The 26,389-nt window shown below is 69.1% G+C and carries 24 protein-coding genes and 1 tRNA gene; 12 read left to right on the forward strand and 13 right to left on the reverse strand.

Annotated features, from left to right (window positions below):
• Positions 1 to 242: 242 nt before the first annotated feature.
• Positions 243 to 1,790 (forward strand): M4 family metallopeptidase, encoded by a 1,548-nt coding sequence (locus P2Q00_RS37865; protein ID WP_275778951.1) that lies wholly within the window; start codon positions 243 to 245, stop codon positions 1,788 to 1,790.
• A 56-nt stretch (positions 1,791 to 1,846) separates the two neighbouring features.
• On the opposite strand, the gene P2Q00_RS37870 is transcribed toward P2Q00_RS37865, so the two are convergent.
• Positions 1,847 to 3,280 carry a M1 family metallopeptidase gene (locus P2Q00_RS37870; RefSeq protein ID WP_275778953.1) on the reverse strand — a complete coding sequence of 478 codons (1,434 nt, stop codon included), beginning with the start codon at positions 3,278 to 3,280 and terminating at the stop codon, positions 1,847 to 1,849.
• Positions 3,281 to 3,287: 7 nt separating this feature from the next.
• On the opposite strand from P2Q00_RS37870, the gene P2Q00_RS37875 reads away from it, so the two are divergent.
• A complete protein-coding gene (locus P2Q00_RS37875) occupies positions 3,288 to 3,788 on the forward strand; it encodes a hypothetical protein (protein WP_275778734.1) in 501 nt (166 codons plus the stop codon).
• 121 nt (positions 3,789 to 3,909) lie between these two features.
• On the opposite strand, the gene P2Q00_RS37880 is transcribed toward P2Q00_RS37875, so the two are convergent.
• On the reverse strand, positions 3,910 to 4,605 hold the full coding sequence (locus P2Q00_RS37880) for a pentapeptide repeat-containing protein (RefSeq protein WP_275778735.1): 696 nt from the start codon (positions 4,603 to 4,605) through the stop codon (positions 3,910 to 3,912).
• A 171-nt stretch (positions 4,606 to 4,776) separates the two neighbouring features.
• Here P2Q00_RS37880 and P2Q00_RS37885 point away from each other — a divergent pair, with 171 nt between their 5' ends.
• Complete coding sequence (locus tag P2Q00_RS37885; RefSeq protein ID WP_275778737.1) at positions 4,777 to 5,958, forward strand: NAD(P)-binding protein; 1,182 nt, start codon at positions 4,777 to 4,779, stop codon at positions 5,956 to 5,958.
• A 132-nt stretch (positions 5,959 to 6,090) separates the two neighbouring features.
• On the opposite strand, the gene P2Q00_RS37890 is transcribed toward P2Q00_RS37885, so the two are convergent.
• From P2Q00_RS37890 to P2Q00_RS37905, 4 genes are all read right to left on the reverse strand, one after another.
• Complete coding sequence (locus tag P2Q00_RS37890) at positions 6,091 to 8,694, reverse strand: glycosyl hydrolase (protein WP_275778739.1); 2,604 nt, start codon at positions 8,692 to 8,694, stop codon at positions 6,091 to 6,093.
• Between the two features lie 146 nt (positions 8,695 to 8,840).
• A complete protein-coding gene (locus P2Q00_RS37895) occupies positions 8,841 to 12,074 on the reverse strand; it encodes a Tat pathway signal protein (RefSeq protein WP_275778741.1) in 3,234 nt (1,077 codons plus the stop codon).
• A gap of 114 nt (positions 12,075 to 12,188) precedes the next feature.
• Entirely contained in the window at positions 12,189 to 13,595 is a 1,407-nt protein-coding gene (locus tag P2Q00_RS37900; RefSeq protein ID WP_275778742.1) for an NAD(P)/FAD-dependent oxidoreductase, read from the reverse strand.
• A gap of 10 nt (positions 13,596 to 13,605) precedes the next feature.
• Positions 13,606 to 14,277: a rhomboid-like protein gene (locus P2Q00_RS37905; RefSeq protein WP_275778744.1), complete on the reverse strand. Its 672-nt coding sequence runs from the start codon at positions 14,275 to 14,277 to the stop codon at positions 13,606 to 13,608.
• Between the two features lie 22 nt (positions 14,278 to 14,299).
• On the opposite strand from P2Q00_RS37905, the gene P2Q00_RS37910 reads away from it, so the two are divergent.
• Positions 14,300 to 15,187, forward strand: coding sequence for an aminoglycoside phosphotransferase family protein (locus P2Q00_RS37910; protein ID WP_425579673.1), 888 nt, complete (start codon positions 14,300 to 14,302; stop codon positions 15,185 to 15,187).
• A gap of 131 nt (positions 15,188 to 15,318) precedes the next feature.
• Complete coding sequence (locus P2Q00_RS37915; RefSeq protein WP_275778748.1) at positions 15,319 to 15,801, forward strand: GNAT family N-acetyltransferase; 483 nt, start codon at positions 15,319 to 15,321, stop codon at positions 15,799 to 15,801.
• Between the two features lie 107 nt (positions 15,802 to 15,908).
• Here the strand turns inward: P2Q00_RS37915 and P2Q00_RS37920 are convergent, their stop codons facing one another.
• Both P2Q00_RS37920 and P2Q00_RS37925 read right to left on the reverse strand, forming a co-directional pair.
• Positions 15,909 to 16,184, reverse strand: a complete 276-nt coding sequence (locus P2Q00_RS37920) for a hypothetical protein (protein WP_275778749.1) — start codon at positions 16,182 to 16,184, stop codon at positions 15,909 to 15,911.
• A 74-nt stretch (positions 16,185 to 16,258) separates the two neighbouring features.
• Positions 16,259 to 17,014: a hypothetical protein gene (locus P2Q00_RS37925; RefSeq protein ID WP_275778750.1), complete on the reverse strand. Its 756-nt coding sequence runs from the start codon at positions 17,012 to 17,014 to the stop codon at positions 16,259 to 16,261.
• Positions 17,015 to 17,494: 480 nt separating this feature from the next.
• Between P2Q00_RS37925 and P2Q00_RS37930 the strand changes: the two genes are divergently transcribed.
• From P2Q00_RS37930 to P2Q00_RS37940, 3 genes are all read left to right on the forward strand, one after another.
• On the forward strand, positions 17,495 to 17,968 hold the full coding sequence (locus P2Q00_RS37930; RefSeq protein ID WP_275778752.1) for a hypothetical protein: 474 nt from the start codon (positions 17,495 to 17,497) through the stop codon (positions 17,966 to 17,968).
• Between the two features lie 162 nt (positions 17,969 to 18,130).
• On the forward strand, positions 18,131 to 18,424 hold the full coding sequence (locus P2Q00_RS37935) for a hypothetical protein (protein ID WP_030941334.1): 294 nt from the start codon (positions 18,131 to 18,133) through the stop codon (positions 18,422 to 18,424).
• Positions 18,425 to 18,667: 243 nt separating this feature from the next.
• Positions 18,668 to 18,970, forward strand: a complete 303-nt coding sequence (locus P2Q00_RS37940; RefSeq protein WP_275778756.1) for a hypothetical protein — start codon at positions 18,668 to 18,670, stop codon at positions 18,968 to 18,970.
• Positions 18,971 to 19,087: 117 nt separating this feature from the next.
• On the opposite strand, the gene P2Q00_RS37945 is transcribed toward P2Q00_RS37940, so the two are convergent.
• From P2Q00_RS37945 to P2Q00_RS37960, 4 genes are all read right to left on the reverse strand, one after another.
• Positions 19,088 to 19,495: a hypothetical protein gene (locus P2Q00_RS37945; protein WP_275778757.1), complete on the reverse strand. Its 408-nt coding sequence runs from the start codon at positions 19,493 to 19,495 to the stop codon at positions 19,088 to 19,090.
• Positions 19,496 to 19,645: 150 nt separating this feature from the next.
• Positions 19,646 to 20,089 (reverse strand): hypothetical protein, encoded by a 444-nt coding sequence (locus P2Q00_RS37950; protein WP_275778759.1) that lies wholly within the window; start codon positions 20,087 to 20,089, stop codon positions 19,646 to 19,648.
• A 399-nt stretch (positions 20,090 to 20,488) separates the two neighbouring features.
• Complete coding sequence (locus P2Q00_RS37955; RefSeq protein ID WP_275778761.1) at positions 20,489 to 20,842, reverse strand: hypothetical protein; 354 nt, start codon at positions 20,840 to 20,842, stop codon at positions 20,489 to 20,491.
• Positions 20,843 to 21,059: 217 nt separating this feature from the next.
• Entirely contained in the window at positions 21,060 to 21,473 is a 414-nt protein-coding gene (locus tag P2Q00_RS37960) for a hypothetical protein (protein ID WP_275778762.1), read from the reverse strand.
• Positions 21,474 to 21,850: 377 nt separating this feature from the next.
• Here P2Q00_RS37960 and P2Q00_RS37965 point away from each other — a divergent pair, with 377 nt between their 5' ends.
• Positions 21,851 to 23,275 carry a condensation domain-containing protein gene (locus P2Q00_RS37965; RefSeq protein WP_275778763.1) on the forward strand — a complete coding sequence of 475 codons (1,425 nt, stop codon included), beginning with the start codon at positions 21,851 to 21,853 and terminating at the stop codon, positions 23,273 to 23,275.
• A gap of 46 nt (positions 23,276 to 23,321) precedes the next feature.
• Here the strand turns inward: P2Q00_RS37965 and P2Q00_RS37970 are convergent.
• A tRNA-Thr gene (locus tag P2Q00_RS37970) sits at positions 23,322 to 23,395 on the reverse strand.
• Positions 23,396 to 23,611: 216 nt separating this feature from the next.
• On the opposite strand from P2Q00_RS37970, the gene P2Q00_RS37975 reads away from it, so the two are divergent.
• The 3 genes from P2Q00_RS37975 (at position 23,612) to P2Q00_RS37985 (ending at position 26,290) form a co-directional block, all read left to right on the forward strand.
• On the forward strand, positions 23,612 to 24,748 hold the full coding sequence (locus P2Q00_RS37975; protein ID WP_275778764.1) for an ABC transporter ATP-binding protein: 1,137 nt from the start codon (positions 23,612 to 23,614) through the stop codon (positions 24,746 to 24,748).
• A gap of 236 nt (positions 24,749 to 24,984) precedes the next feature.
• A complete protein-coding gene (locus P2Q00_RS37980; protein WP_275778767.1) occupies positions 24,985 to 25,440 on the forward strand; it encodes a hypothetical protein in 456 nt (151 codons plus the stop codon).
• A gap of 118 nt (positions 25,441 to 25,558) precedes the next feature.
• Positions 25,559 to 26,290, forward strand: coding sequence for a nucleotidyltransferase family protein (locus P2Q00_RS37985; protein WP_275778768.1), 732 nt, complete (start codon positions 25,559 to 25,561; stop codon positions 26,288 to 26,290).
• Positions 26,291 to 26,389: the final 99 nt, after the last annotated feature.

The following is a 26,389-nucleotide window of genomic DNA, read 5'->3' on the forward strand; positions in this document are numbered from 1 at the left end:
CCCGGCCCCATCCGTCCGCATAGCGGATCCAAAGCAACGGCTTTCGGATACAAACACGTAAAGTCTTGACGGCGGCCTGTCAAACGGGCCGTTCCGGGTGTCACCCTCTCCTCGCTCGCCGCAACTCTGTGCCCCACCTGTGCCACGTCTACGTCACGTCTGTGCCTCCACCGTGAGGCCGGCCCGAAGGAGACCGAGTGAGACAGCAGTTCCGTGCCGCCGCCCTGATCGGCTCGGCGGCAATGGTCGTGCTCGCCCTGCAGAACGGCGCCGCCACCGCGGCCCCCACCCACGCAAGCGGTGCCACCGCCCTCCCCCTCAGCACCTCGGCCCGCGCGGCCGCCATCAAGTCGGCCCAGGAGGCCGCCGGTTCGACGGCCCGGGAACTCGGGCTCGGCGCCCAGGAGAAGCTCGTCGTCCAGGACGTCGTCAAGGACGCGAACGGCACCGTCCACACCCGCTACCAGCGCACCTACGCCGGCCTGCCCGTCCTCGGCGGCGACCTGGTCACCCATGTGACGAAGAGCGGCACCCTCAAGGGCGTCAGCAGGGCGACCAAGGCTCGAATATCCGTGGCCTCCACGGACGCCGCCGTCTCCGCCGCCAGCGCGAAGAAGACGGCTCTCGCGGGCAGCCGCTCCTCGACGGCCACCGCCCGCAAGGTCGTCTGGGCCGCCGGCGCCAAGCCGGTCCTCGCCTACGAGTCCGTCGTCAAGGGCCTGCAGCACGACGGCACCCCGAGCGAGCTGCACGTCATCACCGACGCCACGACCGGCAAGAAGATCTACTCCTACCAGGCCGTCGACACCGGCACGGGCACCAGCGAGTACAGCGGCACCGTGACCCTGGGCACCACGGCCTCCGCCTCCGGCGGCTACGACCTCATCGACGGCGGCCGCGGCGGCCACAAGACGTACGACCTGAACGGCGGTACGTCCGGCACCGGCACCCTCTTCCACGACGCCGACGACACCTGGGGCGACGGCACCCCGGCCAACCGCCAGACCGCCGGCGTCGACGCCGCCTACGGCGCGGCCGTCACCTGGGACTTCTACAAGTCCGCCTTCAACCGCAACGGCATCGCGGGCGACGGCAGGGCCGCCTACTCCCGGGTCCACTACGGCAACGCATACGTCAACGCGTTCTGGGACGACAGCTGCTTCTGCATGACGTACGGCGACGGACAGAACAACGTCAAGCCGCTGACCTCGCTCGACGTGGCCGGCCACGAGATGAGCCACGGCCTGACCGCGGCCACGGCCGGGCTCAGGTACACCCGCGAGTCGGGCGGCCTCAACGAGGCCACCTCCGACATCTTCGGCACCTCGGTGGAGTTCTTCGCGGGCAACTCCTCCGACCCCGGTGACTACCTCATCGGCGAGAAGATCGACATCAACGGCAACGGCACCCCGCTGCGCTACATGGACAAGCCCAGCAAGGACGGCAGCTCGGCCGACTACTGGTCGCGCAACGTCGGCCGCCTCGACGTGCACAACTCCTCGGGCGTCGCGAACCACTTCTTCTACCTGCTGAGCGAGGGCAGCGGCGCGAAGACCATCAACGGGGTCTCCTACAACTCCCCGACATACGACGGCTCGACGGTCACCGGCATCGGCCGCGCCAAGGCCGACCAGATCTGGTACAAGGCCCTGACCACGTACTTCACGTCCTCGACCAACTACGCGGGCGCCCGCACCGCCACCCTCCAGGCGGCGAGCGACCTGTACGGCGCGGGCGGCACGGAGTACAACGCGGTGGCGGCCGCCTGGAAGGCCGTCAACGTCAACTGACGTCCGCACACGGGGACTTGAACCGCCGGACCACCCTCACGGCCTCCTCGGCCTCCTCACGGGTGGTCCGGCTTCCCCTCCCCGTACAGCCAGTCCTTCCAGATCTCGTCGAAGTCCTCGTCCGGTGCCTTCTTCTCGACGTACGCCGTGAAGTCGTCGGTGTCGGCGTTCCCGTAGCGGTGGGCGGCGGCCCAGCCCTGGATGATGTCGTAGAAGGTGTCGTCGCCGACCTTCTGCCGGATCTTGTGCAGGACCATCGCGCCGCGTTCGTAGACGGGACTGTCGGAGATGTGCGCCGCACTGCTCGGCTTCGCCGGCGGGTAGGCCCAGATGCCGTTGTCGCCGTTCTTGTAGCGGGATTCGAAGGTCTGCTGGCAGGTGTCGCCGCCGTGATCCTCGGCCCACAGCCACTCCGCGTACGTCGCGAAGCCCTCGTTGAGCCACATGTCCCGCCAGGTCTTCGGCGTGACGGAGTCGCCGTACCACTGGTGGGCGAGTTCGTGGACGAGAGTCCCGGTGTCGGGGGCGCCGGGGAAGACCGGCCGGTTCTGGGTCTCCAGGGCGTACCCGGCGTCGTCCGGGCGGTCGACGATCGCTCCGGTGGAGGAGAAGGGGTACGGCCCGAAGTTGATCTCCTCCCACTCGATGATCTCGGGGATCTTCGCGAGCACCTTCCGGCTCGCCTTCGCCTGGGTCGGGTCCACGGCGACGTACACGGGCAGGTGCTTGCTGCCGATCGTGTACCGGCTGATGTCGTAGTGGCCGACGGCGACCGTGGCGAGGTAGCTCGCCATCGGCCGGTCGGTGTGCCAGGTGAAGGTCGTACGGCCCCCGCTGCTCGACTCGCCCGTCAACTCCCCGTTGGACACGGCCTGCAGGCCCTTGGGAACGGTGACGGTCATGTCGTACGACGCCTTGTCCGAGGGGTGGTTGTTGCCGGGGAACCACGCCATGGAGCCGGTGGGTTCGCCGAGCCCGAGCGCGCCGTCGGCGGTGCGCAGCCAGCCCTCCTCGGAGCCGTCGGGGTCGGTGATGGTCACGGGGGTGCCGGAGTAGCGGACGGTGACGCGGAAGGTCTCGTCGGCGGCGAGGTCGTCGTGCGGGCGGACGGTGAGCTCCTGCCCGGTGCGGTTGAAGCGGGCGCGTCTGCCCTCGACGGTGACCTCGTGGACGTCCAGCCCCTTGAGGTCGAGGTCGAAGGCGGAGAGGTCCTGGGTGGCGCGGGCGGTGATGGTCGCGGTGCCGGTGAGGCGGTGTCCGCCGGCGGGGTCGTAGGCGAGGTTCAGGTCGTAGTGGCTGACGTCGTATCCGCCGTTGCCCGCCTTGGGGAAGTACGGGTCGCGCAGGCCCGGGCCGCCCGGTGTGCCGTGGACACCGCCGCTGCACGCGCTCAGGGCGAGTGCGAGGGGAACCGCGAGGGCGCGGAGGACTGTGGGGACAGTGGGTACGGGTCTGGGCACGCCGGTGATCCTATGGCGGCGTGACACCATCTCGTACGTGCTCGACATCGGCTATGCCCTCTCCAACCGTTTCCCGGACCCGCCGCAGACGGACTACCGCCGCGCGGACGTCCACGCCCTGCGGCACGACCTGTTCTGCGGGGACGTCTATCTCGCCGACACCAAGGCGGACCGGGAGCTGTCCACAGCCTGGGGATGGGTGCCGGTGCTCGACTTCGCCTGGGCGCTGTGCGACATCGTGGAGCACATCGACCGCGACCCCGCGGGCTCCCGCGCCTCCCGCCCCCAGCACGCCGAGCTCGACTTCACCGAGTCGACCGACCGCATGCTCTTCGAGCGCCGCTTCGGGTGGGTGGATGTGGAGGCCGACTGGATGCCCGCCAAGGAGCCGCCGCTCACCTTCTCCCACAGTGAACTGCGGCGCGAGGCGCGGGACTTTCTGCACGACCTGATTGCCGACCTGGTCGACCTGCATGAGTCTCTGGGCGAGAACCCGGCGATCTGGACGTTGCAGGCGCGGTTTCCCAGGGTTCCGTGAGTCCCGGTGGCCGTCTGCTGGGGGCTGCCGCCCTCAGACCCCCGCTGTCGGCCTGAACGGCCTCGTCCTCAAACGCCGGACGGGCTGAAAGACCAAGCCCCGGCCGGCACCGAAAAACCCCTCACCCCTCCACCCGAATCCCCATCTCCGCAGCCAACACCGGTGCCAGATCCACCAGTTGCGCCGGACTGATCACCGCACCCGCCAGCCGGTCCACCCCGCGCGCGATTCCCAGCTCGGCCGCCGCTCTCAGGTCCACGTCCTTCAGGACCGCCGCAGTGAGATCCGCCTCCTTCAGGACGCAGTCCACGAACTCCACGCGCTCCAGCCGGGCGCCCCCGAAGTCCGGCTCCACCAGCACACAGCTCTCGAAGACGACGTCCTTGAGTCTTGCCGCGCGCAGGTTCAGGTAGTCGATCTTGCCGCCGCGGACGACCACTCTTTCCAGGACCGCGCCGTGCAGCTGCGCCCCGCCGAGGCGGGCGTCGACCACCTCGACGTCGCGCAGGGTGGCTTCGGCCAGGTCCGTGCCGACCCCGCGCAGCCCCGTCAGGACCGAGTCGAGCACCCGGGCATGCTGCAGCCGCGTCTCGTCCAGCGCGCACCCCGTCAGCGCGCAGTCCATGAAACGGGCGCCCCCGCCGTCCTGCCCGGCGAAGTCCGCCTCCCGGAACTCCAGCCCGTCGTAGTCCCCGTCCGGCTCCAACTCCCCGCCCGCGAACTGCTCCAGCGGAGGCAGCCGCACCTCCGGCCGCCGCGCCCCCTTCACCGCCGTACCACCGGAACCGCCCATCCCGCCCGCCTCTCTCCTCGCCATGCCCCCATGGTGCCTCCCGCCACTGACAATCAGCCTGACCAGCCAAAACGCGCTCCCATGTCACATTCGGGCGCCGAAATCAGTCGTACTCACAGAAAGGCGACCCCGGCCCAGGACCCAGGCCCACCCAAGGCCCCAGGCCCGGCCAAGGAACCAAGGGAGACCCGACCCATGCACCGCATCACCGTCATCGGCGGCGGATTCGCCGGACTGACCGCGGCCGTCACCGCCGCCGAGGCCGGCGCGAAGGTGACCGTGTTCGAAGCCCACCACACCCTCGGCGGGCGAGCGCGGACCGCGGAGGGCCCGTACCGGACGAACGACGGACCGCACGCCCTCTACAACGGCGGCCCGCACTGGACCTGGCTCAAGCAGCGGAATCTGATCGGCCCGCTCGCCCCGATCCCGCCCCTGGAAGCGGCCCGCCTGCGCGTCCGCCACCACGGCGTGCTCCGCCGCACCCCGCCCTTCGCGATGCTCAAGCTGCTGCGCCCCGGACTCCAACAGGCGCCCATCGACGTCGACTTCATGACCTGGGCCACCGGTGTCGCGGGCGAGGAGGCCGCCCGGGCCGCCGCCCACTACTCCGCCGTCGCCCTCTTCCACCACGACCCCGGCACCCTCTCCGCCGCGTTCGTGCAGGAGCGGCTGCGCCGTGCCACCAAACTCCCGCCCGAGGCGCACTACCCGCGCGGCGGCTGGGCGAACGTCATCGACCGGATGGCCGCCCGGGCCTGGAATCTGGGCGTCCGGATGGAGACCCTGTCCCGCGTCGACACCCTCGACGCCCTTCCGGCGACCGGCGGCCCCGTCATCGTCGCCACCTCCCTCGACGCCGCCCGCCGACTCCTGCGCGACGACTCCCTGACCTGGACGAGCGGCCGTACGACTCTCATCGATCTCGCCGTGCGGACCCGGCGCGGAGACGCCTTCGCCGTGTGCGACCTCGACTCCCCCGGCTGGCTGGAACGGTTCACCGCGCAGGACCGCTCACTCGCGCCGGCCGGCGAGCAGCTCGTCCAGGGCCAGATCCCCATCGCCCCGCACGAGACGAAGGCCGACGGCATCGCCCGTGCCGAGGTCCTCCTCGACCTGGCCTTCGAGGGCTGGCGCGGGCGCGTCACCTGGCGGCGCGAGGCCGTCGCGAACGGCCGTACCGGCGCCGTGGACCTGCCCGGCACCAGCTGGCGCGACCGCCCGGCCATCGACCGCGGCAACGGCGTGTACCTCGCCGGCGACCAGGTCGCGGCCCCCGGCGTCCTCTCGGAGGTCTCCTTCAACAGCGCCCTCGCCGCGGTGTCGCTGGCCCTCGGCCGACGAGCCTTCGCCCCCCTTGACCTCAAGCAGGCTTAAGGCCTCGGGAGGGGCGCCCCTGAAGGGGCGCCCCTTCAGGGGCGCGGGGCTGCATCAATATGCGGCTCCGCCGCGTGGGCGCGACCAGCCCCAACGGCGCCGCAGAAGAAAACCAGCGCACCCCGCGGAGCGCTAACGCAGACGCCGTACGTCAATCACCCAGATCCCCCGCCCATGCGTCGCCGCATACAGCCGTCCATCCGGACCCGTCCGCACCTGCAGCACTGCCGTGGTCGGCAGATTGCCCCCAGCCACCTTCCAGCTCGCCGAGCCAGGCATCCGCACCAGCACCCCAAGATCCGTGCCCAGCGCGATCGTCCCGCCCTTCAGCAGGGCCACCGAGTTTGCCGGTACGTCGGGCAGGTTCCCGGAGATGTCCGTCCAGGTGACGCCACCGTTCCGGGTCTCGAACAAGTGCCCGACACCGGCGCCCGGTCCCTCCGTCCACTTACGCGAGAAGCCGTTGACGGCGAGCAGAACGTGATCGGAGTTCGCCGGGTCGATCGCGAGGCCCGAGAGGTAGCGGTTGGGCACCGTCCCGTCCACCGGCAGCGTCAGCTGGTGCCAGCCCGTGCCGTCGGCGTTGCCGACCGCGATGCCGCGCGTGAAGCCCTGGTTGTTGCAGGGCCCGCACCAGGCGGCGTACACCTTGCCGCCGGACGAGGCCACCGCGGTCGCCGTATGCCCCGCACCCAGGTCGTACGCGCCGACCCACTCGCTCCCGCTGCGGATCGCGTACCCCTTGTTGTTGATCCACACATGCCGGCCGCCCGCGACCCAGACCTTCGGGTCCTTGATGTCGGCGTTCAGCGGGGCGATGAAGCGCGCCTCGCCGGTCGCGCTGTCGGGCGGGGCGACCGAGTACGACGTCGCCTTCGACGGATCGGTGACCCAACTGCCGTCATTCACCGCGCAGTTGTTGGTGACCGAAACGGCCAGGTACACATACTCCTGGGCGATGTTGCACCCGTTCGCCGGGTCGGTGATCGTGTCGCCGCCGTCGCCGCCGAAGTTGGAGCCCATCACGTGGTCGCCGGGCCGCAGCTCCGACTGCCCGTTGTCCTGCAGGCCGCCGGTGATGGCGACACCCCGCCCGGCAGGATCGACGCCCACGCCGACCGAGTAGTACTGCAGGGCATCCATCGTGCCGTCGTTCAGGGACGTCCAGTCGGTGGCATGCCCGTCGGCGTTCGCGCTGCCGTTCAACGGCCGCCTGAAGACACCGCCGTCGTCGCCGACGATCACATACGGCGCTCCCCGGTCACTGCCCACCGCCACCGAGTGCTGGTCGGCATGCGTGGTCGCCGGGCAGTCGCCGGACTGCTTCGTCGGGTCGATGGACCAGCACGGGAAGCCGAAGTTCCAGTAGGGCCCGGGCACGGACCAGGACTTGCCGCCGTCCTTGGTCTCGAAGACCTCCTCCAGACCGGCGTACACATGGTCCGGGTTCTTCGGGTCGACGGTGAGGAACTGGTCGTACCAGGACTGGATGCCCGGCTGGTATCCGGCGCCGGTGAGCGCCGAGCCCGAGTCCCGCAACTGCTTGTAGTCGGCGATCTTCACCCAAGGGCCGGTCGGCGAACCGGACTTCGACACGAAGATGCCCTCAAGGCCGCTGTCCGGATTCTCCGCGGTCTGCTCCGGCGACTGGTCGATGGCGTAGTACCGGGACCCGTCCGCACTGCGCGCGAAGGTCACGTTGCCGACGTCCTCGGCATTGCTCGGCAGATCACCGAGCCCGGTCACCCGCTGCCAACTGCCCCCGGACTTCGCATAGAAGCCGTTGTACGTGTCCCCGCCCCGCCAGCCGACGGCGAGGACGACCTTGCCGGGGTCCTTCGGGTCGATGGCGATGTCGTTCGCGATGTTCTTGTACGCGGCCGACGCGTCGCTCGCCTTCGAACCCCCCGGCAGATAGTCCGGGTTGGGCGCGAACTCCAGCTTCCAGGCGCCCTTCAGGGTCCTGCTGCTGTGGCTCCACACACCCCGCGTGGTCGCCGCCCACACCTTGTCCCCGGCGAACCGCAGCGCGTTGATCGACGTCGATTCGAGCTCGTCCCCGCCGACCCGGTCACGCCGGCTGAAACTGCCGTCGCGCGGGTCGTCCAGCACATAGACACCGGTGCCGAGGAAGGAGGTGGCACTGGTGTTGGCCTCGCCCGTGGCGTACCAGAGCCGCCCCTTGCCGTCGAGCTGCAGATCACCCGTCGACAGCGCGGGCAGCCCGTCGGAGATGTTCGTCCAGTGACCGCCACCGGTACGCGACCGGAAGACACCGCCGTTGGCCGAACCGGCGTACACATACCCGTGCCGGTCGGCCGCGAGCCCGGTCACCCGGCCGGTCACCTTGCCCGACCCGCCACTGGAGTTGGAGTTGATGTCCCGGTACCGCGGATCGTCGGAGTCGTAGGGCAGCCGCGTCAGATCGCGCCAACTCCCCTTGGTGTGCGGCAGATCCGCCAGTGCGTCGTACGCCGCCCCGTACGCCCCCGGCGCCACGATCCCCGGCGAGGTGCGCGCCTCGGCGTACTGGTCGGCCTGCTCGGCCTCCTCCTGTGCCTCTCCCCCGTCATCGTCGTCCCCCGCCGTCGCCGCCGTGAAAGCCGACAGGCCCATCTGCTGCTTGTGCAGATGGGCCTGTGGCTGTGCCTGAGCCTGCGTCACCGTCAGGCCCAGCGCGGCGGTGGTGGAAAGGACCACCCAGATCCGTCTTCTTCGCCAGCCGTTGGCTGCCATGAAAATGCCCTCCCCTGGGAGCAGTGGCGTACATGACACGAGCTGGCCAACAGCTTTGACGGGAAGGCCGTGACGAGAGGTCCCGGAGACGGCAATAAGAGGGTCAAATTCCGGCCACCCAACCGGCAGTCGGCGCCTCTCGCTGCTCAGCCGGCAACGGCCTTGGTAGCCGCACTCACCGCCGATCCGTCCTTGTACCCGGTCCGGTGCGCAACCACCTTCACGGTGATCTTCTTGCCCTTCTGCGCCGACTTGAGCACCAGCGAGGACTTGGTCGCCCCGCTGATCGCCCTGCCGTTCGCGTACCACTGGTACGAGTACGAGGTCGCCGCCGGACTCCAGGTCCCAGCAGTCGACTTGAGCGTCCTGCCGACCTTCGCCGTCCCGCTGATCACGGGCGCCCTGGTCGCCTTGGGCGCGTCCCCCTTGGCGACGGTCACCGCCGCCGAGGTCGCCGTCCCGCTCTGCCAGCCGCCCTTGACCGCGGTGACCGTCACGGTGAGCTTCTTGCCGAGCTGCGCGGCCGCAATGGTGTACGCCGACGCCGTGGCCCCGCTGATCGCCGTCCCGTCGGCCTTCCACTGGTAGCTGTACGAGGACGGGGCGGTGGACCAACTCCCGGGCGCCGCCGTTACCTTGGCGCCCACCTTGGCCGTACCCGTCACCTTGGGGACCGCCGTGTTCGCCAGCTGCGGCTCGGTCACGGTGAAGGTGCCGCGCTGGTACTGGACGCCGTGCGCGATCAGGCTGACGTTCCAGGTGCCGACCGCCGCGCCCGTCAGGTCGAGGGTCGCCGTCAGCGTCCTGTTGTCGGCGGAGACGGAGTCCGTCGTGGCGGTCAGGGTCCTGCTACCCAGGCTCAGCCGCACGGTGTCGTCCGGGCCGAGCGCGGTACCGGTCACCGTCAGCCGCACCTTGCCGCCGCTCACCCCGGTGTCGGGGCTGACCGCGGTGACGCTCACCTTGTCCGTGCCGCACAGCGGGGCCGTACAGCTCAGCTTGGCGCTGTAGGACGTACTGGACGCCTTCTCGGGCAGCCCGAGCAGGAACACGCTCGGCGCCGCCGCGGTGGACGAGCCGCCCGCCGCGCACTGGTAGCCGGTCGGTATGTACAGCGTGCAGCCGTTGTTCCAGGCACTGTTGTAGAGGGCAGGCACAGCGGTGTCGGCGGCGCCGTTCGTGTCGGTGATCGCGGCGTCGAAGCGGTCGAACCCGGCAGTGGGCAGCACGGCGCACACCGCCGTGTGCGACTCGTCGAGCGTGCCGGTGACCGTCCCGTACCCGTACGCCACCGACGGCACCCTGGTGCACTCCGGCGCGGGACCGTCGGCGGTCGCGATGCGCAGGGCGTCCAGGTGGTACTCGGGTGCCGCCTTCAGCGTGGCCGGCGTCTGCACCAGCACCTGGTGGGTGGTGGAACCGGTGGCCGCGCAGGAGCGGTTGCGGAAGGAGCACTCGACCTTGCCGTCACCACCCAGGACCGCCATGTTGGCGTTGCCCAACGCGTCCCGCACATCGAGGTGCACGACGTCGGTGGCCGCGTCGGTGGTGACCTGGTGGCAGTTCAGGGTGCCCGGGGCGTCGTACGCACCCTTGACGGACGGGCCGCCGACCTTCACCGCCGCGGTCCTCGTGCAGCCCGCCGAGTCGGCGGTCGCGGTGACGTCACGCCTGGCCAGCGTGTATGTGGCGGCCTGGTCCCGGCCCGTGACCAGCACGGTGTGGGCCTTGCCCGGGGTCAGCGCGCACACCGCCCAGCCGTCGGTGGTCGAGCTGCGGTCGCAGACCTTCTTGCCGGTGGAGTCCAGCACCGAGAACTTCGCGGGAACCCCGCCGGAGGTGGCGGTGAGCTGGAAGACCTCCGCGCTGGTGTGCGCGTCGGCCGGAATGCTCAGGCAGTGCGAGAAGACGCCGTCGCCCGTGGTCAGCGTGGCCTTGGCACCGCCGGCGGAGAAACTCCCCGCGGGCAGCACCGGGCAGTCGCTCGCGGCGTCGGTGCGGTGGAAGGCGACGGAGTAGGCACCGGTCGCGTCGTCCCCGCTGTCGTCGGTGTGCACCAGCGCCCGGTAGGGAGCCGTACCCGTGAGCGCGCAGTCGCCGTTCGAGAGCGATGTGGCGTCGCACTGCGCCGTGCCGTCCCGGTCGAGGACCTCCACCTCGGCGTCCACCCCGGAGGAGACGAGTGGCGTGAGCGCGGCGATCCGGGCCCCCTGCGGCGCGGAGAGCGTCAGGCAGTCGTACTGCCCGACCGCCCCCAACTCGCCCTTGTACAGCCCGGTTCCGACGGACACACACCCCGCGTCGGAGGCCCGGTCGAACACGACCAGCCCTTTGCGCGAGTCCTGGAACGGGTACGAGCCGTCGAGAACCGCCGTATACGTACCCGCCTTCGTCACCCGGCAGGGATCGGTGCCCGACCGGCACACGGTCAGCCCGTCCGCGTCGTACACCTGCACCGCCCCGGCGGACCGATCCTCACTCACGTAGTGCACGGTGTACGGACCCGCCATGCCGACGGTGAAGGTGAAGCAGGGGTTCGTGGTCAGGTCCTGCTGCTCCAGCGGCCCGTAGGACCGGGCGGGCGCGGCGGTGCAGCCCTGCGGATCGTTCAGCCGGCGCACCTTCACGCCGTACTCCGCGGGAAAGCCCTTCTCCGTGTACGAGACCCGGGAGATCACCCGGAACGGCCCGTCCCCGGGCAGCACGCAGCTGTCCTCGCCGTCCTCGGGGAAGTGCGGGCAGACGCGGGCGCCGGTCCCGTCGGTGATCCAGGCGAGGGAGTCGCCGTACACCTTGGACCCGTAGGTGAGCCGGATCCGCTCGCCCTGCTTCGCCTCGAACGGCAGGCAGTCGACCTCCACCGGGCCCACGGTCGTACGACTGTCGTCCGGCTGGTCCCAGTTGGTGCCGACGGAGTCCGCGCAGCCCTTCGTGGCGCCGAGCGGGACGAAGGTGACCGCGGTCTGCGCGTCCGTCCAGCCGTCGTTGACGACCTTGACCGTGTACGTGCCCGCGGAGGGCAGCGTGCACATGCCGTTCGTGGCATACGTGTCCCCGTTGCAGTCCACCTGGCTGCCGTCGGCCGCCAGCACCTGCCGGGACGCCTCGTTGCTGCTGTCCTGCAGCGGCACCAGGTACAGGCCCGGTGCCCCGGCCGTCACGGTGTAGCAGGCACTCACACCGGGCGCGACGGTCGCCCTGCCGACGGCGTCACCCGGGTCGCCGAACGCAGCCACGGCGAGCGGCGCACACTCGGCATCAGCGGCGTCGGCGGAACCGGCCCCGGTCAGACTCAGCAGTGAGGCAAGCAGCGGAACGGCCGCGAAGAACGCAACCGCCCGCCGCCGTCTCGCACGCGGACAGGAGTCGTCGTCGGACATGGAATCCCCCCTGGATCATTGGTCGTTGAGGCGATAGTGACACACAGGTCCGACACCGCACTCACGAGATTCCAGGGGCTGTGGACAACTACCGCCGGACGGCTGTCGCCCCCCTCAATGCCGCCCCGCCACCCGGTCGGCGAATTGCGCCAGCTTCGACGACTCCGCACTGGACGTGACCCGCTCCCGCCGATCCGCCGCCCGATACGTCGCATACATTCCCTGCACCCCCAGCCAACGCAACGGCTCCGGCTCCCACTTGCGCACCTTGTGCCCGACCCACGGCAGACCGGTCAGCTCAGTCTGCCCACCCTGTCCCGAGTCGAGCTGCACGAGATCCCTGAGCGTCCGAGCCGCGAGATTCGTCGTGGCCACCCCGGACCCGACATAACCGCCCGCCCAACCAAGCCCCGTCGACCGGTCCAGGGTCACCGTCGCGCACCAGTCCCGGGGCACCCCGAGCACCCCTGACCAGGCATGCTCGATCCCCACCGCCGCCAGCGAGGGGAAGAACCGCACGAGAATCTCCCGCAGCGCCTCGATCGTCGCCGCCTGCGTCCGCCCGTCGTTGTCGGTCCTCGACCCGAAGCGATACGGCACCCCGCGCCCCCCGAGCGCGATCCGCCCGTCGGCGGTCCGCTGCGCGTACATGTACGCATGCGCCATGTCGCCCAGCGCCTCCAGCCCGTCCCACCCGACCGACTCCCACTGCTCGTCGGTGAGCGGTTCGGTCGCGATCATCGAGGAGTTCATGGGCAGCCAGGTGCGCCGCTGCCCCTTCAGACTCGCGGTGAACCCCTCGGTGCAGCGCAGGACGTAGGGCGCCCGGACCGTGCCGTACGGCGTCACCGCATGCTTCGGCCGGATCTCCGCCACCGGCGTCAGCTCATGAATCGTCACCCCCAGCGCCTCGACGGCCGCCGCCAGCCCCTTCACCAGCTTCACCGGGTGCAGCCGCGCCCCGTGCGGAGTCCACGACGACCCGACCGCATCCGCGACCCGGATCCGCCCGGCGGTCTCCCCGGCGCCGTACAGCTCACGGTCCTTCTCCCCGTACGACAACTCGAGCTCGTGGAAGGCCTTGAGCCGCGCCAGCTGGGCAGGAGTGGTGGCGACTTCCAGCACCCCGCCCTTGTGGACGTCGGCGTCGATGCCCGCCTCCCCGGCGACCCGGACGACCTCGTCCACGGTCTCGTTCATGGCCCGCTGCAGCCGGACGGCGGCCTCGTGCCCGTGCAGCTTCGCGTACCGGTCACGCCCCGCGATCCCGTTGTACAGCCAGCCGCCGTTGCGCCCCGAGGCCCCGTACCCGCAGAACTTCTGCTCCAGGACGGTGATACGGAGGAAGGGCGCCGCCTGCTTCAGGTAGTACGCGGTCCACAGCCCCGTGTACCCGCCCCCGACGATCACTACGTCCGCGGACGCGTCCCCGCCGAGCGGCTCCCGCACCGCCGGGAAACCGTCGTCCGCGTACCAGAAGGAGATACCGCCGTTCACGACACTGCTCACCGAGCTGCTCATGGCCGGAAAGCTAACCCCTCAGGGCGGAAACTGTCTCCCTCGGATCCCACGCCTCTCCGCGCCCCCTGGCCAGCGGATAGCACGCGAGCCCGATCAGCACCGACAGAAAGTGCCCGAAGTCGGTGAAGGTCGGCGAGCCCACGATCGCTTCCCCGTACACGAAGAACACGGCCGCCAGATACCCGTAACGCCAGGGCGCCGCGATCCGGTACGTCAGCACCCCGACCACCCCCGCCAACGCGTAACTCACCCCGAAATCAAGGGAGTAGACGGCCGAGTGCGACACCCCGCCGTCCCGCACCGCCTTCAGCAGCGCACCCTCGCTGATCAGCGTCGCCAGCACATGCGCGGCCGCACACACCATCAGCCACCGCACCGTCCCCAGCCACCGCTCGGCCTGCGCATGGAAGACGGTGTACTGGAACGCGGTGTAGAGGAAGGCATACGGAAACCAGTCGCCCCCGTCGATCCACATCGCACTCTGCACCAGCACCCGCACGGGGTCGTTCGACAGCTCATGGATGTTGGTGGACCGCTGCCGCATGAACTCCTTCTCGAACTCCGGCGACATGTGGTGCAGAGCGACGGTGGTGACGAACAGAATGGCCAGCCAGATGTACGTGCCTGGAGCACTGCGGACGTACGCCCACACCCTCTCGCCGAGCCCCCGGTCAATTCGCATGAAGCGATTCACGCACGCCAGTATGGTCGCCCGGGTGATTGACATCCCGAGCGAGCTGGCGGCGGCCCAGGAGAAGTTCAACGGCGCGGCGGGCCGGACCTTCATCGCGGGCCTGCCCCACCTGGCGGAGGAGTTCCTGCACCGCTGGGAGCTCCGGCTGGACGGGCCGCCGATGTACGGCATGTGTGCCCTGGTACTGCCGGTCGTCCGGACCGACGGCACCCCCGCCGTACTGAAGCTGCAGTTGCCGGACGAGGAGACCAAGGGCGAGCCGATCGCCCTGCGCGCCTGGGACGGCGACGGGGCGGTACGGCTCCTGGACCACGACGATGCAACGGGCACGCTGCTGCTGGAACGCCTCGACCCGGCCCGCATGCTCAGCCACCTCCCCGACTCCCGCGAGGCCGCGCTGGTCATCGCCCGCCTGCTGGCCCACCTCACCGCCACCCCCGCCCCGCCCGGCCTGCGCCGCCTCGACGAGATCGCACAGGCCATGCTGGACCGGACGCCCCGGACACTGGAGCGCATCCCGGACCCCGAGGACCGCCGCCTCATCACGGACTGCGCGGCCGCCGTACGAGAAGTACTGGACGACCCCGGCGACCGCCTCCTGCACTGGGACCTGCACTACGAGAACGTCCTGGCCGCGGACCGCGCCCCCTGGCTGGCGATCGACCCCAAACCACTGGCCGGCGACGTCGGCTTCGAACTGTTCCCCGCCCTCGACAATCGCTTCGAGCCCGCCGAGATCACCTGGCGCTTCGACGCAATGACGGACGTACTGGACCTGGACCGAGCACAAGCCCGAGCCTGGACCCTCGCCCGCGTCCTCCAGACCTCCCTTTGGCAGATCGAGGCCGACCGCCCACTGGTACCGGACCACCTGGAAATCGCCAGGCGCCTGCGCTGAGCAGCGCCGCTTCAGGGACGCGCTTTTAGGGGCGCGGGGCTGCATCAATATGCGGCTCCGCCGCGTGGGCGCGACCAGCCACAACGGCGCCGCAGACAAAAGACGACCCATCGCGACCGTAACCTCACGGAGTGATCCGCACCGCAACCCCCGCCGACATCCCCCTCATCCACACCCTGATCCGCGAACTCGCCGCGTACGAGAAGGCCCCAAACGAGGCGAAGGCCACCGAGGCCCAACTCCAGGAAGCCCTCTTCGGCGACCACCCCGCCGCCTACGCCCACATCGCCGCCGACGACACCACCGGCACCCCGGTCGGCTTCGCCCTCTGGTTCCTGAACTTCTCCACCTGGCGCGGCGTCCACGGCATCCACCTGGAGGACCTCTACGTCCGCCCCGCCGCCCGAGGCGCCGGCCACGGCAAAGCCCTCCTCACCGAACTGGCCCGCATCTGCACGGAGCGCGGCTACGAGCGCCTCGAATGGTCCGTCCTGAACTGGAACACCCCTGCCATCGCCTTCTACGAGTCCCTCGGCGCCCGCCCGCAGGACGAGTGGACGGTGTACCGGCTGACGGACGGCCCACTCACAGAGCTGGCTGGACAGAGCAGCTGACGGCGTGAAGCCGACACCCCCCGAGGCCGCCCGTGCCATGTACCAGGAAATGTGAAAGCCCAGGCCGGATTGCTCCTGACCTGGGCGAGAAGGGGTAGCGCGGCCGCTCAGAAGGCCTTGGCGTTGCAGCCCATGTCCGAACCGAGGTGGGCCGGCTGCGCACCCGGGTCACCTTCGCCGTTCAGCGCGCCGCCCAGCAGACCGTTGAGGGCGCCGAGGCTGCCGATGACGTCGACGTTCATGTCGTGCGAGCGACACTCGATGCCCTGCGTGACGTCGATGTCGTGGCCCTGCTCGTGTGCGAAGGCCGGGCCGACCCCGAAGGAGCCGATGCTGCCGAGGACAGCGGCGCCCACGATGGCGACCTTCTGAAGCTTGCGCATTTCTTCTCCATTGATCGAGCGGAAGTGATCTGCAGCGGATCGAGTTGGGACGATGGACAACTACGGGAGGGCCATCAGCCGAGTCGGGGCAGTCCCAGGTTCCCGACGGGAGGCGCCGCGACCTGTCCGAGGCCGAGCCCGGGCACCTGCGGTGCGGCGCTGGCGGGCGAGACCAGCGGGTCGATGAGCGGGTTCACCTGAGGGTTGAACTGAGGGTTCACCTGCGGGGCGACATGCGGCGCGGGCTCAGGGTTGAAGACCTGGGGCATGGCGACCTGCGGGGCGACCTTCGGCATGACCTCCGGCGACGACTGCGGGGCGACCTGCGGCTGGACCAGCGGCTGCTGCTGAGGGGCGGACTGCGGGGCGTACGACGGCGAGCCGGCCTGCGCATTGCCCTGCGACGCGGCGAGAGCAGTGGCCTGGCTCGGCTGCGGGGCGGCCTGCGGGGCCGGAGCGGGCGCCGGGGGTGCGTACTGCGGCGCCGGCTGGGAGTACGACTGCGGACCACCGGACTGCGCGGTGCTGTCCGCGGTGGACGCGGCGACGGCACGCACCGGCTGCGGCTGGGGCGCCGGGTAGTACTGAGGAGCAGGTGCCTGGTAGTACTGCGGCGGCGGCTGGGGCGGCATGTACTGGGGAACGGGCGCTGGGGGTGCGTACTGGGGCGCCGGGTAGTACTGAGGAGCCGGCGCCGGGGGGTAGTAGGGAGCAGCTGGACCGCCACCGTAGTACCCGGGGTACGGGTCGGCATGGCTGACGCCGGCGCCGATGGCGGACAGACCGCCGGCCGCCGCTACGACGAGCGCGGCCTTGTGAATCTTTCGCATGGAACCCTCGGCCCTTCAATACCTGTGCAGGGAAATCCGTTGTATTCAGTGCTGTGTTGTGTGCGCTCAGTCTGATGTTCGTACCGCGACCCAACAGGGGTAATCCTGGGCTGTCTTGCGGACTTCACGCCGGAGCCGACAGCAGATCCCCTTGCCCCTCTCACCGGTTCATGGTCGCTGCCCTCTCCCAGCTGGCAACGACATTCCCTCCGGTACGGTCACGGGATCCAATATTCCGTCACCCATTTGGCATTGATCGGATTACCAGCCCACCGGCCGACGATTCACACCCTCCGGCAAATGGGTGATACACACCGACTCCCGTGACTGGCCCAGCATTTACTTCGTTCCCCACGGGGACAGAGCGATGACCCATCACCCACCGCAGCCGCACAGGGCAGCAGGAAAAGCCACAACTCCACTGGCTCATCTGCCATTTCAGTACGTTCCATGCACAGGTCAATGAAGGGCCGAACTTCCATGCGCAAGTTTCAGCACGTCGCGCTCGTCGTAGCAGCGGCCGGCGGTCTGTCCGCCATCGGCGTCGGTCCCAGTGTCGCCGACGCTCCTGTCGCCTACGGCAATAGCGCGCCGCCTCCGGGCCCCGCCATGGCCGGCGCCTTCACCGCCACCCAGGCCACCGCCCACACCTCCGGCTCGCCGTCGTACCAGCGGCAGGCGGCCCCGCAGCAGCAGCCCGCCGAGGTCGCCCCGCAGGTCAACCCGCAGTTCAACCCGCAGCTGAACCCGCACATCTCCTCGCCGTCGGCCCCGACGCAGTCCGGAGGAGGAGCGGCGGACCAGCTCAACCTCTTCCGCCCGGCCCAGGAGTGCAGCCCGCAGTCCGTGCTCAACGCGAACCTCCCGGTCGCCGTGCTCGCCGCCGCCGAGACCAAGGGCGTCGCCTGCACCCAGGCCAACAGCCAGGCGAACGCCCTCGCCAAGGCCCACTAGGACTGCCGGACAGGACCGCCGGACGACTTCGGGGAGCTGCGGCAACAAGATCACACAACACGGCGCGTCGCTAGGTGATTGTCGGAAATTTCCTATTATTCTCCGTAACTGTAAGAAGTCGATCTGCCACAGATCGCAACGACTCACTCCACCGGAGATGACATGCACCAGCTTCGTAAGGCTGCCGTCCTGGTCGCCGCCCTCAGCACCGTCGGACTCCTCGGTGCCGGCACCGCACAGGCCCACGACGACGGCGGCAAGGGCGGCAAGGGCGGCGACAAGTTCAACGTCCTGCAGAGCTCCAACTGCAAGTCGCACGACCTGAATGTCGACGTCCTCGGCCAGGTCGGCATCCTGAACGGCCTGCTGGGCAACGCGCTCAACGGCGAGGGCAACGCCGGAGGCCAGGACACCCACATCGGCTCGAGCATGGGCTGCAACAACAGCGCCTTCTAGTCGAGTGACGGCCGCATAGCCGGCCGAGAGCGGGAAGCAGATCCCGGCACCGAGCTCCAGACTCGGTGCCGGGATCCTCTTTTTGTCATACCGAGCTATTTCTCGACATTGATCAAGGCAGTGTGGATTCCCCCCGAATTCGGCGCGCCGCACAGTGTTTTACGGGTATTTCTTATTAGCCTCCGTAACTGCACGAAGTCGATCTGTCACAGATCGCACCCACTTCACTCCACCGGAGATGTCATGCACAAGCTTCGCAAGGCTGCCGTGCTGGTCGCCGCCCTCGGCAGCGTCGGATTCCTGAGCGCCGGCGCCGCCCAGGCCGATCAGGGCGGCTTCGGCTCAGGCGAAGGTGGCCATCGCGGCGGCTTCAACATCATGCAGAGCACGACCTGCCGGTCGCACGACGCCAACGTCGACGTCCTCGGTCAGGTCGGCATCCTCAACGGCGTTGCGGGCAACCTGCTGAACGGCGAGGGCAACCCGGGCACACAGGAAAGCCACCTGGGCTCGGACATGGGCTGCAACAACACCGTCGGCAAGTAAGTCGGAACCATCGTTGGTGCCCCGGCCGGTCGGCCGGGGCACCACGGTTTTCATATCGCCGGAAAGCCGAAATGCCGGACCGGGAGCAATGCCGGTCCGGCATTCGCCGATCGCACCTCAGAAATCGATGTGAATCGGCTTGATGTGCGGCTTCTTGACGTGCAACGGCGCAATGTACGGCTTCTTGATATGGGGCCGCTTGAACCCTCTGGGCATCGGCGCCGTGTTGGAGCAGTCCACAACCGGACCGACGTTCGTGGACCCGTTGTTCAGCATGCCGTCCTCAGGCAGCACCAGGCGCGGCCGGGATTCCGTCGAGCAGCTCTGCGTCTGCTTGAAGACATACGTGCCGCGCTTGTCGGAGTGGACGGTCTGGCTCTTGTGCACGCAGGTGGTTTCCCCTGCGGCGTTGGTCTTGCAGCCGCGCGGGTTCTCATCCGCCTGTGCGTGCGCGGCTCCGACGCAGATCACGGCGATACTTCCGATGATCCCCGAGACGGTTGCGATTTTCTGCCGACTGAACATGTGCTCTGTTCCTTTGGGATCGGTGTTCAGGACCCGGCGCCCGACGTGTCTTCAGTTGCATCCGGCGACGGAATCGGTACAGCCCGGACGCGCACCCTGATGGGTTCACTGCGCGACCGGGCTGCAATTGCCGTTGCGGGCGGGGCTTGTTTACCGGGAGCCGTAGGGGGCGGCGTACTGCGGCGCGGCGTACTGGGGCCCCCCGTACTGCGGTGCGGCGTACTGCGGCGCGGCCTGGGGGACGTACTGCGGGATGTACTGGGGCGCGGGCTGAGGTGCGGCCATCGGGGCAGCCTGGGGCGCGGCCTGCGGGCCGTACCCCGGCGCGAGGTTGACGTTCATCGGCGCGAAGTACGGAGCCGCCTGCGGGGCACCGTACGGAGACGCCTGCGGGGCACCGTACGGAGCCGCCTGCGGAGCCGACTGCGGGCCACCCCACCCGCCGCCTCCGTAGGCCACGGCGTTCGCCTGCGAGGAGGCCACCGCGGTGACCCCGTCGCCCCAGCCGTCGTGGGCACTGCTGACCCCGGCACCGAGGGCGGAGAGCCCCGCGACCGCCGCAATTACGGCCGCGGCCCGCTGAAACATGCGCATGATTAGACCCTTTCCTAGCTGGGCGGGAAGCCCTGGCTTGACTACTTAATGTGAGCATATACACACGAAACGTAGCCATTTGGGATCTTGGGTCCTTCCATGCACCGTGTCGGCTTATGGCAAAGCAGCCTTCCGCCCGCGCGGTCGCGGACTTGGAGGGGTATATGAGAGAGCTATAGGGAGTTGGTGATGCAGTTCGGTCGCGCACTCGGCGCTCTCTCGTAAAACGACGATTCCCCGGGCCCAAGTCACGGGCAGCGGGAGGCAGTCACCCATTTGCCGCCGGACGCAGAAAGACAGACGTAGAGACGCCGGCGTAGAGACGCAGACGTAGAAACAAGCGGATGGCCGGTCCGGGTCGCCCCGGTCCGGCCATCCGCTGCTGGGAACGTGCGGGCCTCAGCCGAACAGGCCGCCGGGCAGCTCCGAGGGGTGGTCGTTGTCCTGGGGTCCCGGATCATTGGGGGAACAGGTCACCTGGGGGCCGATCTTCGTGCTCCCGCTGTTCAGAAGGGGGATGACGGGCAGCTCCATGGGCGTCTGCGGCGTGCAGGTGTTCGCCCGGCGGACGATGTAGTCGTCACCGTCGGCCGTCTTGCCCGCGAACCCCTGGATGCAGGTGACGTCGCCGGACGCGGCCACGGTGCAGCCGCCCGGTCCTGCTGCGGCATACGCCTGGGTGATGCCGGTACAGGTCACGGCGAGACTGCACAGAAGCCCCGAGACGGCCGCGATCTTCTTCCTACTGAACATGTGATCCGTTTCCTTTGTGAGGGGCACCCGGGCGCCGCGCGCCGCGAGCCGGCCCGTTTCGCCTACGAAGTGAAGGGCTGACCTGCTGAAGGAACTTCCAGAGCCATCACGAACGCATGCGCGCCACAGGAGCGGCCTCGCGCTCCGGGCGGCCACACGTGAACGGGCCCCTGCGGGGGGGTGACCCCGAGGGGCTCGCGGAAAGCGTCGCGCACGATTACGCAGTGAAGGCGTTGTTGAACTGACCACAGGTGGTGTCGAAGGTCTCGGAGAGACCGAGCACGCCGATCGGGAGGTCGCCGTCAGCCACCGTCTGCGGGCTGCACTCCTGGTAGGGGCGGTAGTGCTCGGTTGCCTTCGGCGCAGTGCCGTAGACGTGACCGTGCTCCTGGTGGGCAGCGCGGTGGGGCGCGGCCGCCTTCGGCGCAATGCGCTCGACCGTCGTCGACACACTGCGGTGTGTGGCGGTGTGGCTGTGCCCGTGGGGGCTGGCACTGTGGCTCTTCCCGTGCCCGTGACTGTGCCCGTGACCGTGACCGTCGGCGTAGGCGGTGCCGGTGCCGGCACCGATGGCGGAGAGACTGCCGGCCGCCACTGCTGCTGCGATCATGGCCTGTTGAAGCTTGCGCATGAAACCCTCGGTCCTTCATTGCCTGGATGTCGAGGCAGATTGCCTACTGTGACTGAACGAACACTAGCAGTAACAACTAGGCATTCCACACTTCCTGATATCCCGTGTCCACTCGACTCGCGGTAACTCCGGCTTCCGCAAAGTCCGTTCGCCGGACCCGAATGAACTCCGTTTTCCCGAGCGCGACTTGTTCGTATGTTGAAATGCCCGGACCGGCAAATACCGAGGTCCGGCAGCCCGATTGGCTCACATCCGCCGATCACTCAATCCACTCAAAAGTGGGAACACATCATGTTCCGGGTATCTCCTTTCCCGGTCGCGGCATTCCCTTGATCGGGTCCGCCCGATTCGGGCTCCAACTGCGAACGGAGACGCCCGTGCGAATCACCGACATCCAGCGCTGCGAGGTCCGGCCCGGACGGCTCGTCGAGTGGGCGCTCAGTCCGGCGACCGTCACGGTAGCGGCGGGCCTTCCGGAGGACCCCCGACCGCCGGCGTACCTCCAGGAGTCGCACATCAGGACCGCCCGGACGGTGCACGAGGACGGTCTGTTCGTACCGACCTGGATCGGTACGGCATTCGACATCCCGGGCAGCGTCGACCTCGACGCGCTGCAGGACGCACTGCGCGGCTGGACGCTTCGGCACGAGACGCTGCGCAGCGGCTTCCGCTGGGAGGGCGACGAGATGCGCCGCTTCACACTCGACGCCGACGACGTGTCACTGCATCGCGAGGACATCGGCGACTTCACCGACACGGGCCGGCTCGTCCAGCACCTCCAGGACCGCTTCGACGCCGTCGCGAGCGCGCTGCGCTGGCCCAACTTCCTCTATGCGGCGGTCATCAGGGACGAGGGCACCAGCCTGTACATCGCCTTCGACCACAGCAATGTCGACTCCTACTCCATCCAGCGCATGCCCGCCGAGATCCACGAGCTCTACACCGCGGCCGTCGAGGGCCGCCCCGTGGAGGAGTCGCCGGTCGGCAGTTACGTCGACTTCTGCGAGATCGAGCGCGCGGACGCCGACCGGATCGATGTGACCCACGAGATCGTCGGCCGCTGGCGGGAGTTCATCCGGAGGGGCGACGGGCAGTTCCCCAACTTCCCCGTCGAGCTGGGTCTTGAGCCCGACTGCGGCCTGCCCAGGCAGAAGATGATGCGCGAACTGCTCGTCGACTCGGACGCCGCCGCGGCGTTCGAGTCGTACTGCCGGCCCTTCGGCGGCAGCCTCGTCGGTGTCCTGGCCGCCACCAGCCTGATCGTCCACGAGATCGGCGGACAGCCCGTCTACCGCTCGGTCGTGCCGTTCCACACCCGGGTGAAGTCCAAGTGGTCCAACTCCGTGGGCTGGTACGTCGGCGGCGCGCCGATCGAGATCCCCATGGACCAGGCACCCGACCTCCCCAGCGCCCTGAAAGCCGTGCGCGCCGAGCTGCAGGCCAACAGGGCGATGGCACGCATGCCCCTGGCCCGCGTACTGCGCCTGCTCGGCGAGGACTTCCGCCCGACCTCGCCCGACGCGTACTCGATCGTCTCGTTCGTCGACGCGCGGGGCATCCCCGGTTCGGAGCGGTGGGACGAGCTGGCGGCCTACGGCCTCGTCAGGGTGTCGTACGGCGACAAGGTGTGCATCTGGCTGAACCGGCTCCACGAGGGCCTGTGGTTCACCTGCCGCTACCCCGACACCGACATCGCGTACAAGAACATGCGGCTGTACGTCGAGCGGCTGCGGGACGTCATCCTCACCGTGGCCGGCGAGCAGCGCGCCAGTGAGCTGGCGCCGCACGATCTTGCCGGGTGAAGAGCACGAACAGGGGCAGCCCACCTGGGGCTGCCCCTGTTCACCGAGCCCCCTGTCGGATTCGAACCGACGACCTTCGCTTTACAAGAGCGGCGCTCTGACCAGCTGAGCTAAGGAGGCCTGCACGTATGCGTCGCGTACGTGCCCGTGCAGTGTACCCAGGTCCCAGCCGCCCTCTGTCGAAAATTTCCGCGAAGTTCACAGCCCCCCGGGTACTGACAGATCAGGCAAACGCCAGGTAGCGTCCTGAGCCAGTTCACTCTCGTGGACTACACCACCACCTTCCTACAACGGATCGTCCGGCACGTTCCTGCCGGTAGAAGGGGGCCCATCACCATGGCCACTGTTACGTTCGACAAGGCGACCCGGATCTACCCGGGCACCGAGAAGCCCGCCGTCGACGGTCTGGAGATCGAAGTCGGGGACGGCGAGTTCCTCGTCCTTGTCGGTCCGTCCGGCTGCGGCAAGTCCACCTCGCTCCGGATGCTCGCGGGGCTCGAGGACGTGAACGCCGGCGCCATCCGCATCGGTGACCGCGACGTCACCCACCTGCCGCCCAAGGACCGGGACATCGCCATGGTGTTCCAGAACTACGCGCTGTACCCGCACATGACCGTCGCCGACAACATGGGCTTCGCGCTCAAGATCGCCGGCGTCAACAAGGCGGAGATCCGCAAGAAGGTCGAGGAGGCCGCGAAGATCCTCGACCTGTCCGAGTACCTGGACCGCAAGCCCAAGGCCCTGTCCGGTGGTCAGCGTCAGCGTGTCGCCATGGGCCGCGCCATCGTGCGTGAGCCCCAGGTGTTCCTCATGGACGAGCCGCTGTCCAACCTGGACGCCAAGCTCCGTGTGTCCACCCGTACGCAGATCGCGTCGCTGCAGCGCCGTCTCGGCATCACCACCGTCTACGTCACCCACGACCAGGTCGAGGCCATGACGATGGGCGACCGCGTGGCCGTACTCAAGGACGGTCTGCTCCAGCAGGTCGACTCGCCGCGCAACATGTACGACCGCCCGGCGAACCTGTTCGTCGCCGGCTTCATCGGCTCCCCCGCCATGAACCTGGTCGAGGTGCCGATCACCGACGGCGGCGTGAAGTTCGGCAACAGCGTCGTCCCGGTCAACCGCGACGCCCTCAAGACCGCGGCCGACAAGGGTGACCGCACGGTCACCGTCGGCGTCCGTCCCGAGCACTTCGACATCGTCGAGGAGAACGGCGGCGCCGCGAGCTCCCTGTCGAAGGACACCGAGGACGCCCCGGCCGGCCTCGCCGTCTCCGTGAACGTCGTCGAGGAGCTCGGCGCCGACGGCTACGTCTACGGCACCGCCGAGGTCGGCGGCGAGACCAAGGACCTGGTCGTCCGTGTCGAGGGCCGCCGGGTCCCGGAGAAGGGCTCCACGCTGCACGTGGTGCCGCGGCCGGGCGAGACCCACGTGTTCTCGACCTCCACGGGCGAGCGCCTCACCGACTGAGGCCACTCGGCCGACCGGCAACTCGCGAAACACCCATCCCGGGTAATTCACCCAGGTTGACGAAGAAGGGCCCCGCAGACCCCTGCGGGGCCCTTCTTGTTGTCGACATTTACCCCGGCACACCGGTCATTTCGAGCACTGTGCGTCAACCTCGTACCCGATCCGAGGCCTTGTTCCATCCCCCGAATTGATTACTAAATGTCGCCAAATCATCACCGGGCGCTACTCTCACTCGCGTGAAGCACTCCACTAACCAACAGACGCGACGCGGCCGGGGCCCCGCCCGCCGGATCGGCCGCACGCTCGCCCTCGTCCTGCCCGTCGTCCTGGTGCTTTCCGGGACCCTCGCGGTCACCCGAGTCAACTGGACGGGCAACCCCTCGAACTCGGTCCTCACCGCCTCGGACGCGTCCGACATCGCCTCGGACGCCAAGGCCGCCCACCGCGCCCCGCAGGACGTGCTGCGCGACAAGCTCCTGGGCCAGCTCCAGGAGGAGGACCCGGGCACGGTGCTCATGCACCTCCAGCAGGCCGTGAACGAGCGCCCGTCGCTCGCCAAGCACTGCGTGTCCATCGCCCGCTCCCTGGGCCGCGCCGCGGTCCGTATGTACGGCCCCACGCGCGCCCAGTCCTATGCCCGCCCGGTCTGCGACACGTCCTTCGCCTCGGGCGTCGCGGGCGCGCTCAGCTGAAGCTGAACCCGTCCCTCCTCCGCCGCGGACACTACGGACAGTTCGGAGGAGGGTAACGGCTCATTAAGGAACGGTTGCCGGCACCGGACGGGGGCGGGACGCACCGTACAGTTCGGGCATGACCCATCCGACCGCCGCGTCCCGCCCCGTTCAAGCCGTCGTCCTGGCCGGTGGCCAGGGCTCCCGGCTGCGTCCCTACACCGACGACCGGCCCAAGCCGATGGTCGAGATCCCCGGTACGGGGACTCCGATCATCGGCCATCAGCTTGCCTGGCTGGCCGAGGAGGGTGTGACGGACGTGGTGGTCAGCTGCGGCCATCTCGCCGAGGTGCTGCAGGACTGGCTGAAGTCGGCCGACCTGCCGGTGAAGGTGACGACGGTCGTGGAGACGGAGCCCCTCGGCCGCGGCGGCGGACTGAAGTACGCCGCCGCCCATCTCCCCCATCCGGACCGGCCCTGGTACGCCACCAACGGCGACATCTGGACCCGCTTCTCGCTGCGCGACATGGCGGACTTCCACACGGAGCGCGACGCGGTCGCGACACTGGCCCTGGCCCGCCCGCGCATCCCCTGGGGCGCGGTGAAGACGGACGGCTTCGGGCACATCACGGACTTCATCGAGGCACCGCCGTCGACGTTCGAGATCAACGCGGGTGTGTACGTCTTCTCCCCCGAGTTCGCCGGGCTGCTTCCCGAGCGCGGGGACCACGAGCGTACGACGTTTCCGCATCTGGCCCGTGAGCGGCGGCTGGCCGGGTTCACGATCCCTCAGGGGGCGTACTGGCGCGCCATCGACACGGCGAAGGATCTGACCGAAGCCGCGAAGGAGCTGGCCGCTCTGGGGCGGTGAGAGCTCGCTCCATACGGTCGATTGTTGGCTGCGGGTCCGTGGGGGTTGATCGCGCAGTTCCTCGCGCCCCTCAAAACCAAAAGCGAAGAGGTCCCGCAC

This window comes from Streptomyces coacervatus, from assembly GCF_029223485.1.
Lineage (GTDB): Bacteria > Actinomycetota > Actinomycetes > Streptomycetales > Streptomycetaceae > Streptomyces > Streptomyces coacervatus.

What these genes read in the sequence shown, in the direction of transcription:
- P2Q00_RS37865 (WP_275778951.1), top strand. Translation starts at nt 243, where the DNA reads ATGGTCGTGCTCGCCCTGCAGAACGGCGCCGCCACCGCGGCCCCCACC.
- P2Q00_RS37870 (WP_275778953.1), bottom strand. Translation starts at nt 3,280, where the DNA reads ATGGTGTCACGCCGCCATAGGATCACCGGCGTGCCCAGACCCGTACCC.
- P2Q00_RS37880 (WP_275778735.1), bottom strand. Translation starts at nt 4,605, where the DNA reads ATGGCGAGGAGAGAGGCGGGCGGGATGGGCGGTTCCGGTGGTACGGCG.
- P2Q00_RS37885 (WP_275778737.1), top strand. Translation starts at nt 4,777, where the DNA reads ATGCACCGCATCACCGTCATCGGCGGCGGATTCGCCGGACTGACCGCG.
- P2Q00_RS37890 (WP_275778739.1), bottom strand. Translation starts at nt 8,694, where the DNA reads ATGGCAGCCAACGGCTGGCGAAGAAGACGGATCTGGGTGGTCCTTTCC.
- P2Q00_RS37895 (WP_275778741.1), bottom strand. Translation starts at nt 12,074, where the DNA reads ATGTCCGACGACGACTCCTGTCCGCGTGCGAGACGGCGGCGGGCGGTT.
- P2Q00_RS37900 (WP_275778742.1), bottom strand. Translation starts at nt 13,595, where the DNA reads ATGAGCAGCTCGGTGAGCAGTGTCGTGAACGGCGGTATCTCCTTCTGG.
- P2Q00_RS37905 (WP_275778744.1), bottom strand. Translation starts at nt 14,277, where the DNA reads ATGCGAATTGACCGGGGGCTCGGCGAGAGGGTGTGGGCGTACGTCCGC.
- P2Q00_RS37910 (WP_425579673.1), top strand. Translation starts at nt 14,300, where the DNA reads ATGGTCGCCCGGGTGATTGACATCCCGAGCGAGCTGGCGGCGGCCCAG.
- P2Q00_RS37920 (WP_275778749.1), bottom strand. Translation starts at nt 16,184, where the DNA reads ATGCGCAAGCTTCAGAAGGTCGCCATCGTGGGCGCCGCTGTCCTCGGC.
- P2Q00_RS37925 (WP_275778750.1), bottom strand. Translation starts at nt 17,014, where the DNA reads ATGCGAAAGATTCACAAGGCCGCGCTCGTCGTAGCGGCGGCCGGCGGT.
- P2Q00_RS37930 (WP_275778752.1), top strand. Translation starts at nt 17,495, where the DNA reads ATGCGCAAGTTTCAGCACGTCGCGCTCGTCGTAGCAGCGGCCGGCGGT.
- P2Q00_RS37935 (WP_030941334.1), top strand. Translation starts at nt 18,131, where the DNA reads ATGCACCAGCTTCGTAAGGCTGCCGTCCTGGTCGCCGCCCTCAGCACC.
- P2Q00_RS37940 (WP_275778756.1), top strand. Translation starts at nt 18,668, where the DNA reads ATGCACAAGCTTCGCAAGGCTGCCGTGCTGGTCGCCGCCCTCGGCAGC.
- P2Q00_RS37945 (WP_275778757.1), bottom strand. Translation starts at nt 19,495, where the DNA reads ATGTTCAGTCGGCAGAAAATCGCAACCGTCTCGGGGATCATCGGAAGT.
- P2Q00_RS37950 (WP_275778759.1), bottom strand. Translation starts at nt 20,089, where the DNA reads ATGCGCATGTTTCAGCGGGCCGCGGCCGTAATTGCGGCGGTCGCGGGG.
- P2Q00_RS37955 (WP_275778761.1), bottom strand. Translation starts at nt 20,842, where the DNA reads ATGTTCAGTAGGAAGAAGATCGCGGCCGTCTCGGGGCTTCTGTGCAGT.
- P2Q00_RS37960 (WP_275778762.1), bottom strand. Translation starts at nt 21,473, where the DNA reads ATGCGCAAGCTTCAACAGGCCATGATCGCAGCAGCAGTGGCGGCCGGC.
- P2Q00_RS37975 (WP_275778764.1), top strand. Translation starts at nt 23,612, where the DNA reads ATGGCCACTGTTACGTTCGACAAGGCGACCCGGATCTACCCGGGCACC.
- P2Q00_RS37985 (WP_275778768.1), top strand. Translation starts at nt 25,559, where the DNA reads ATGACCCATCCGACCGCCGCGTCCCGCCCCGTTCAAGCCGTCGTCCTG.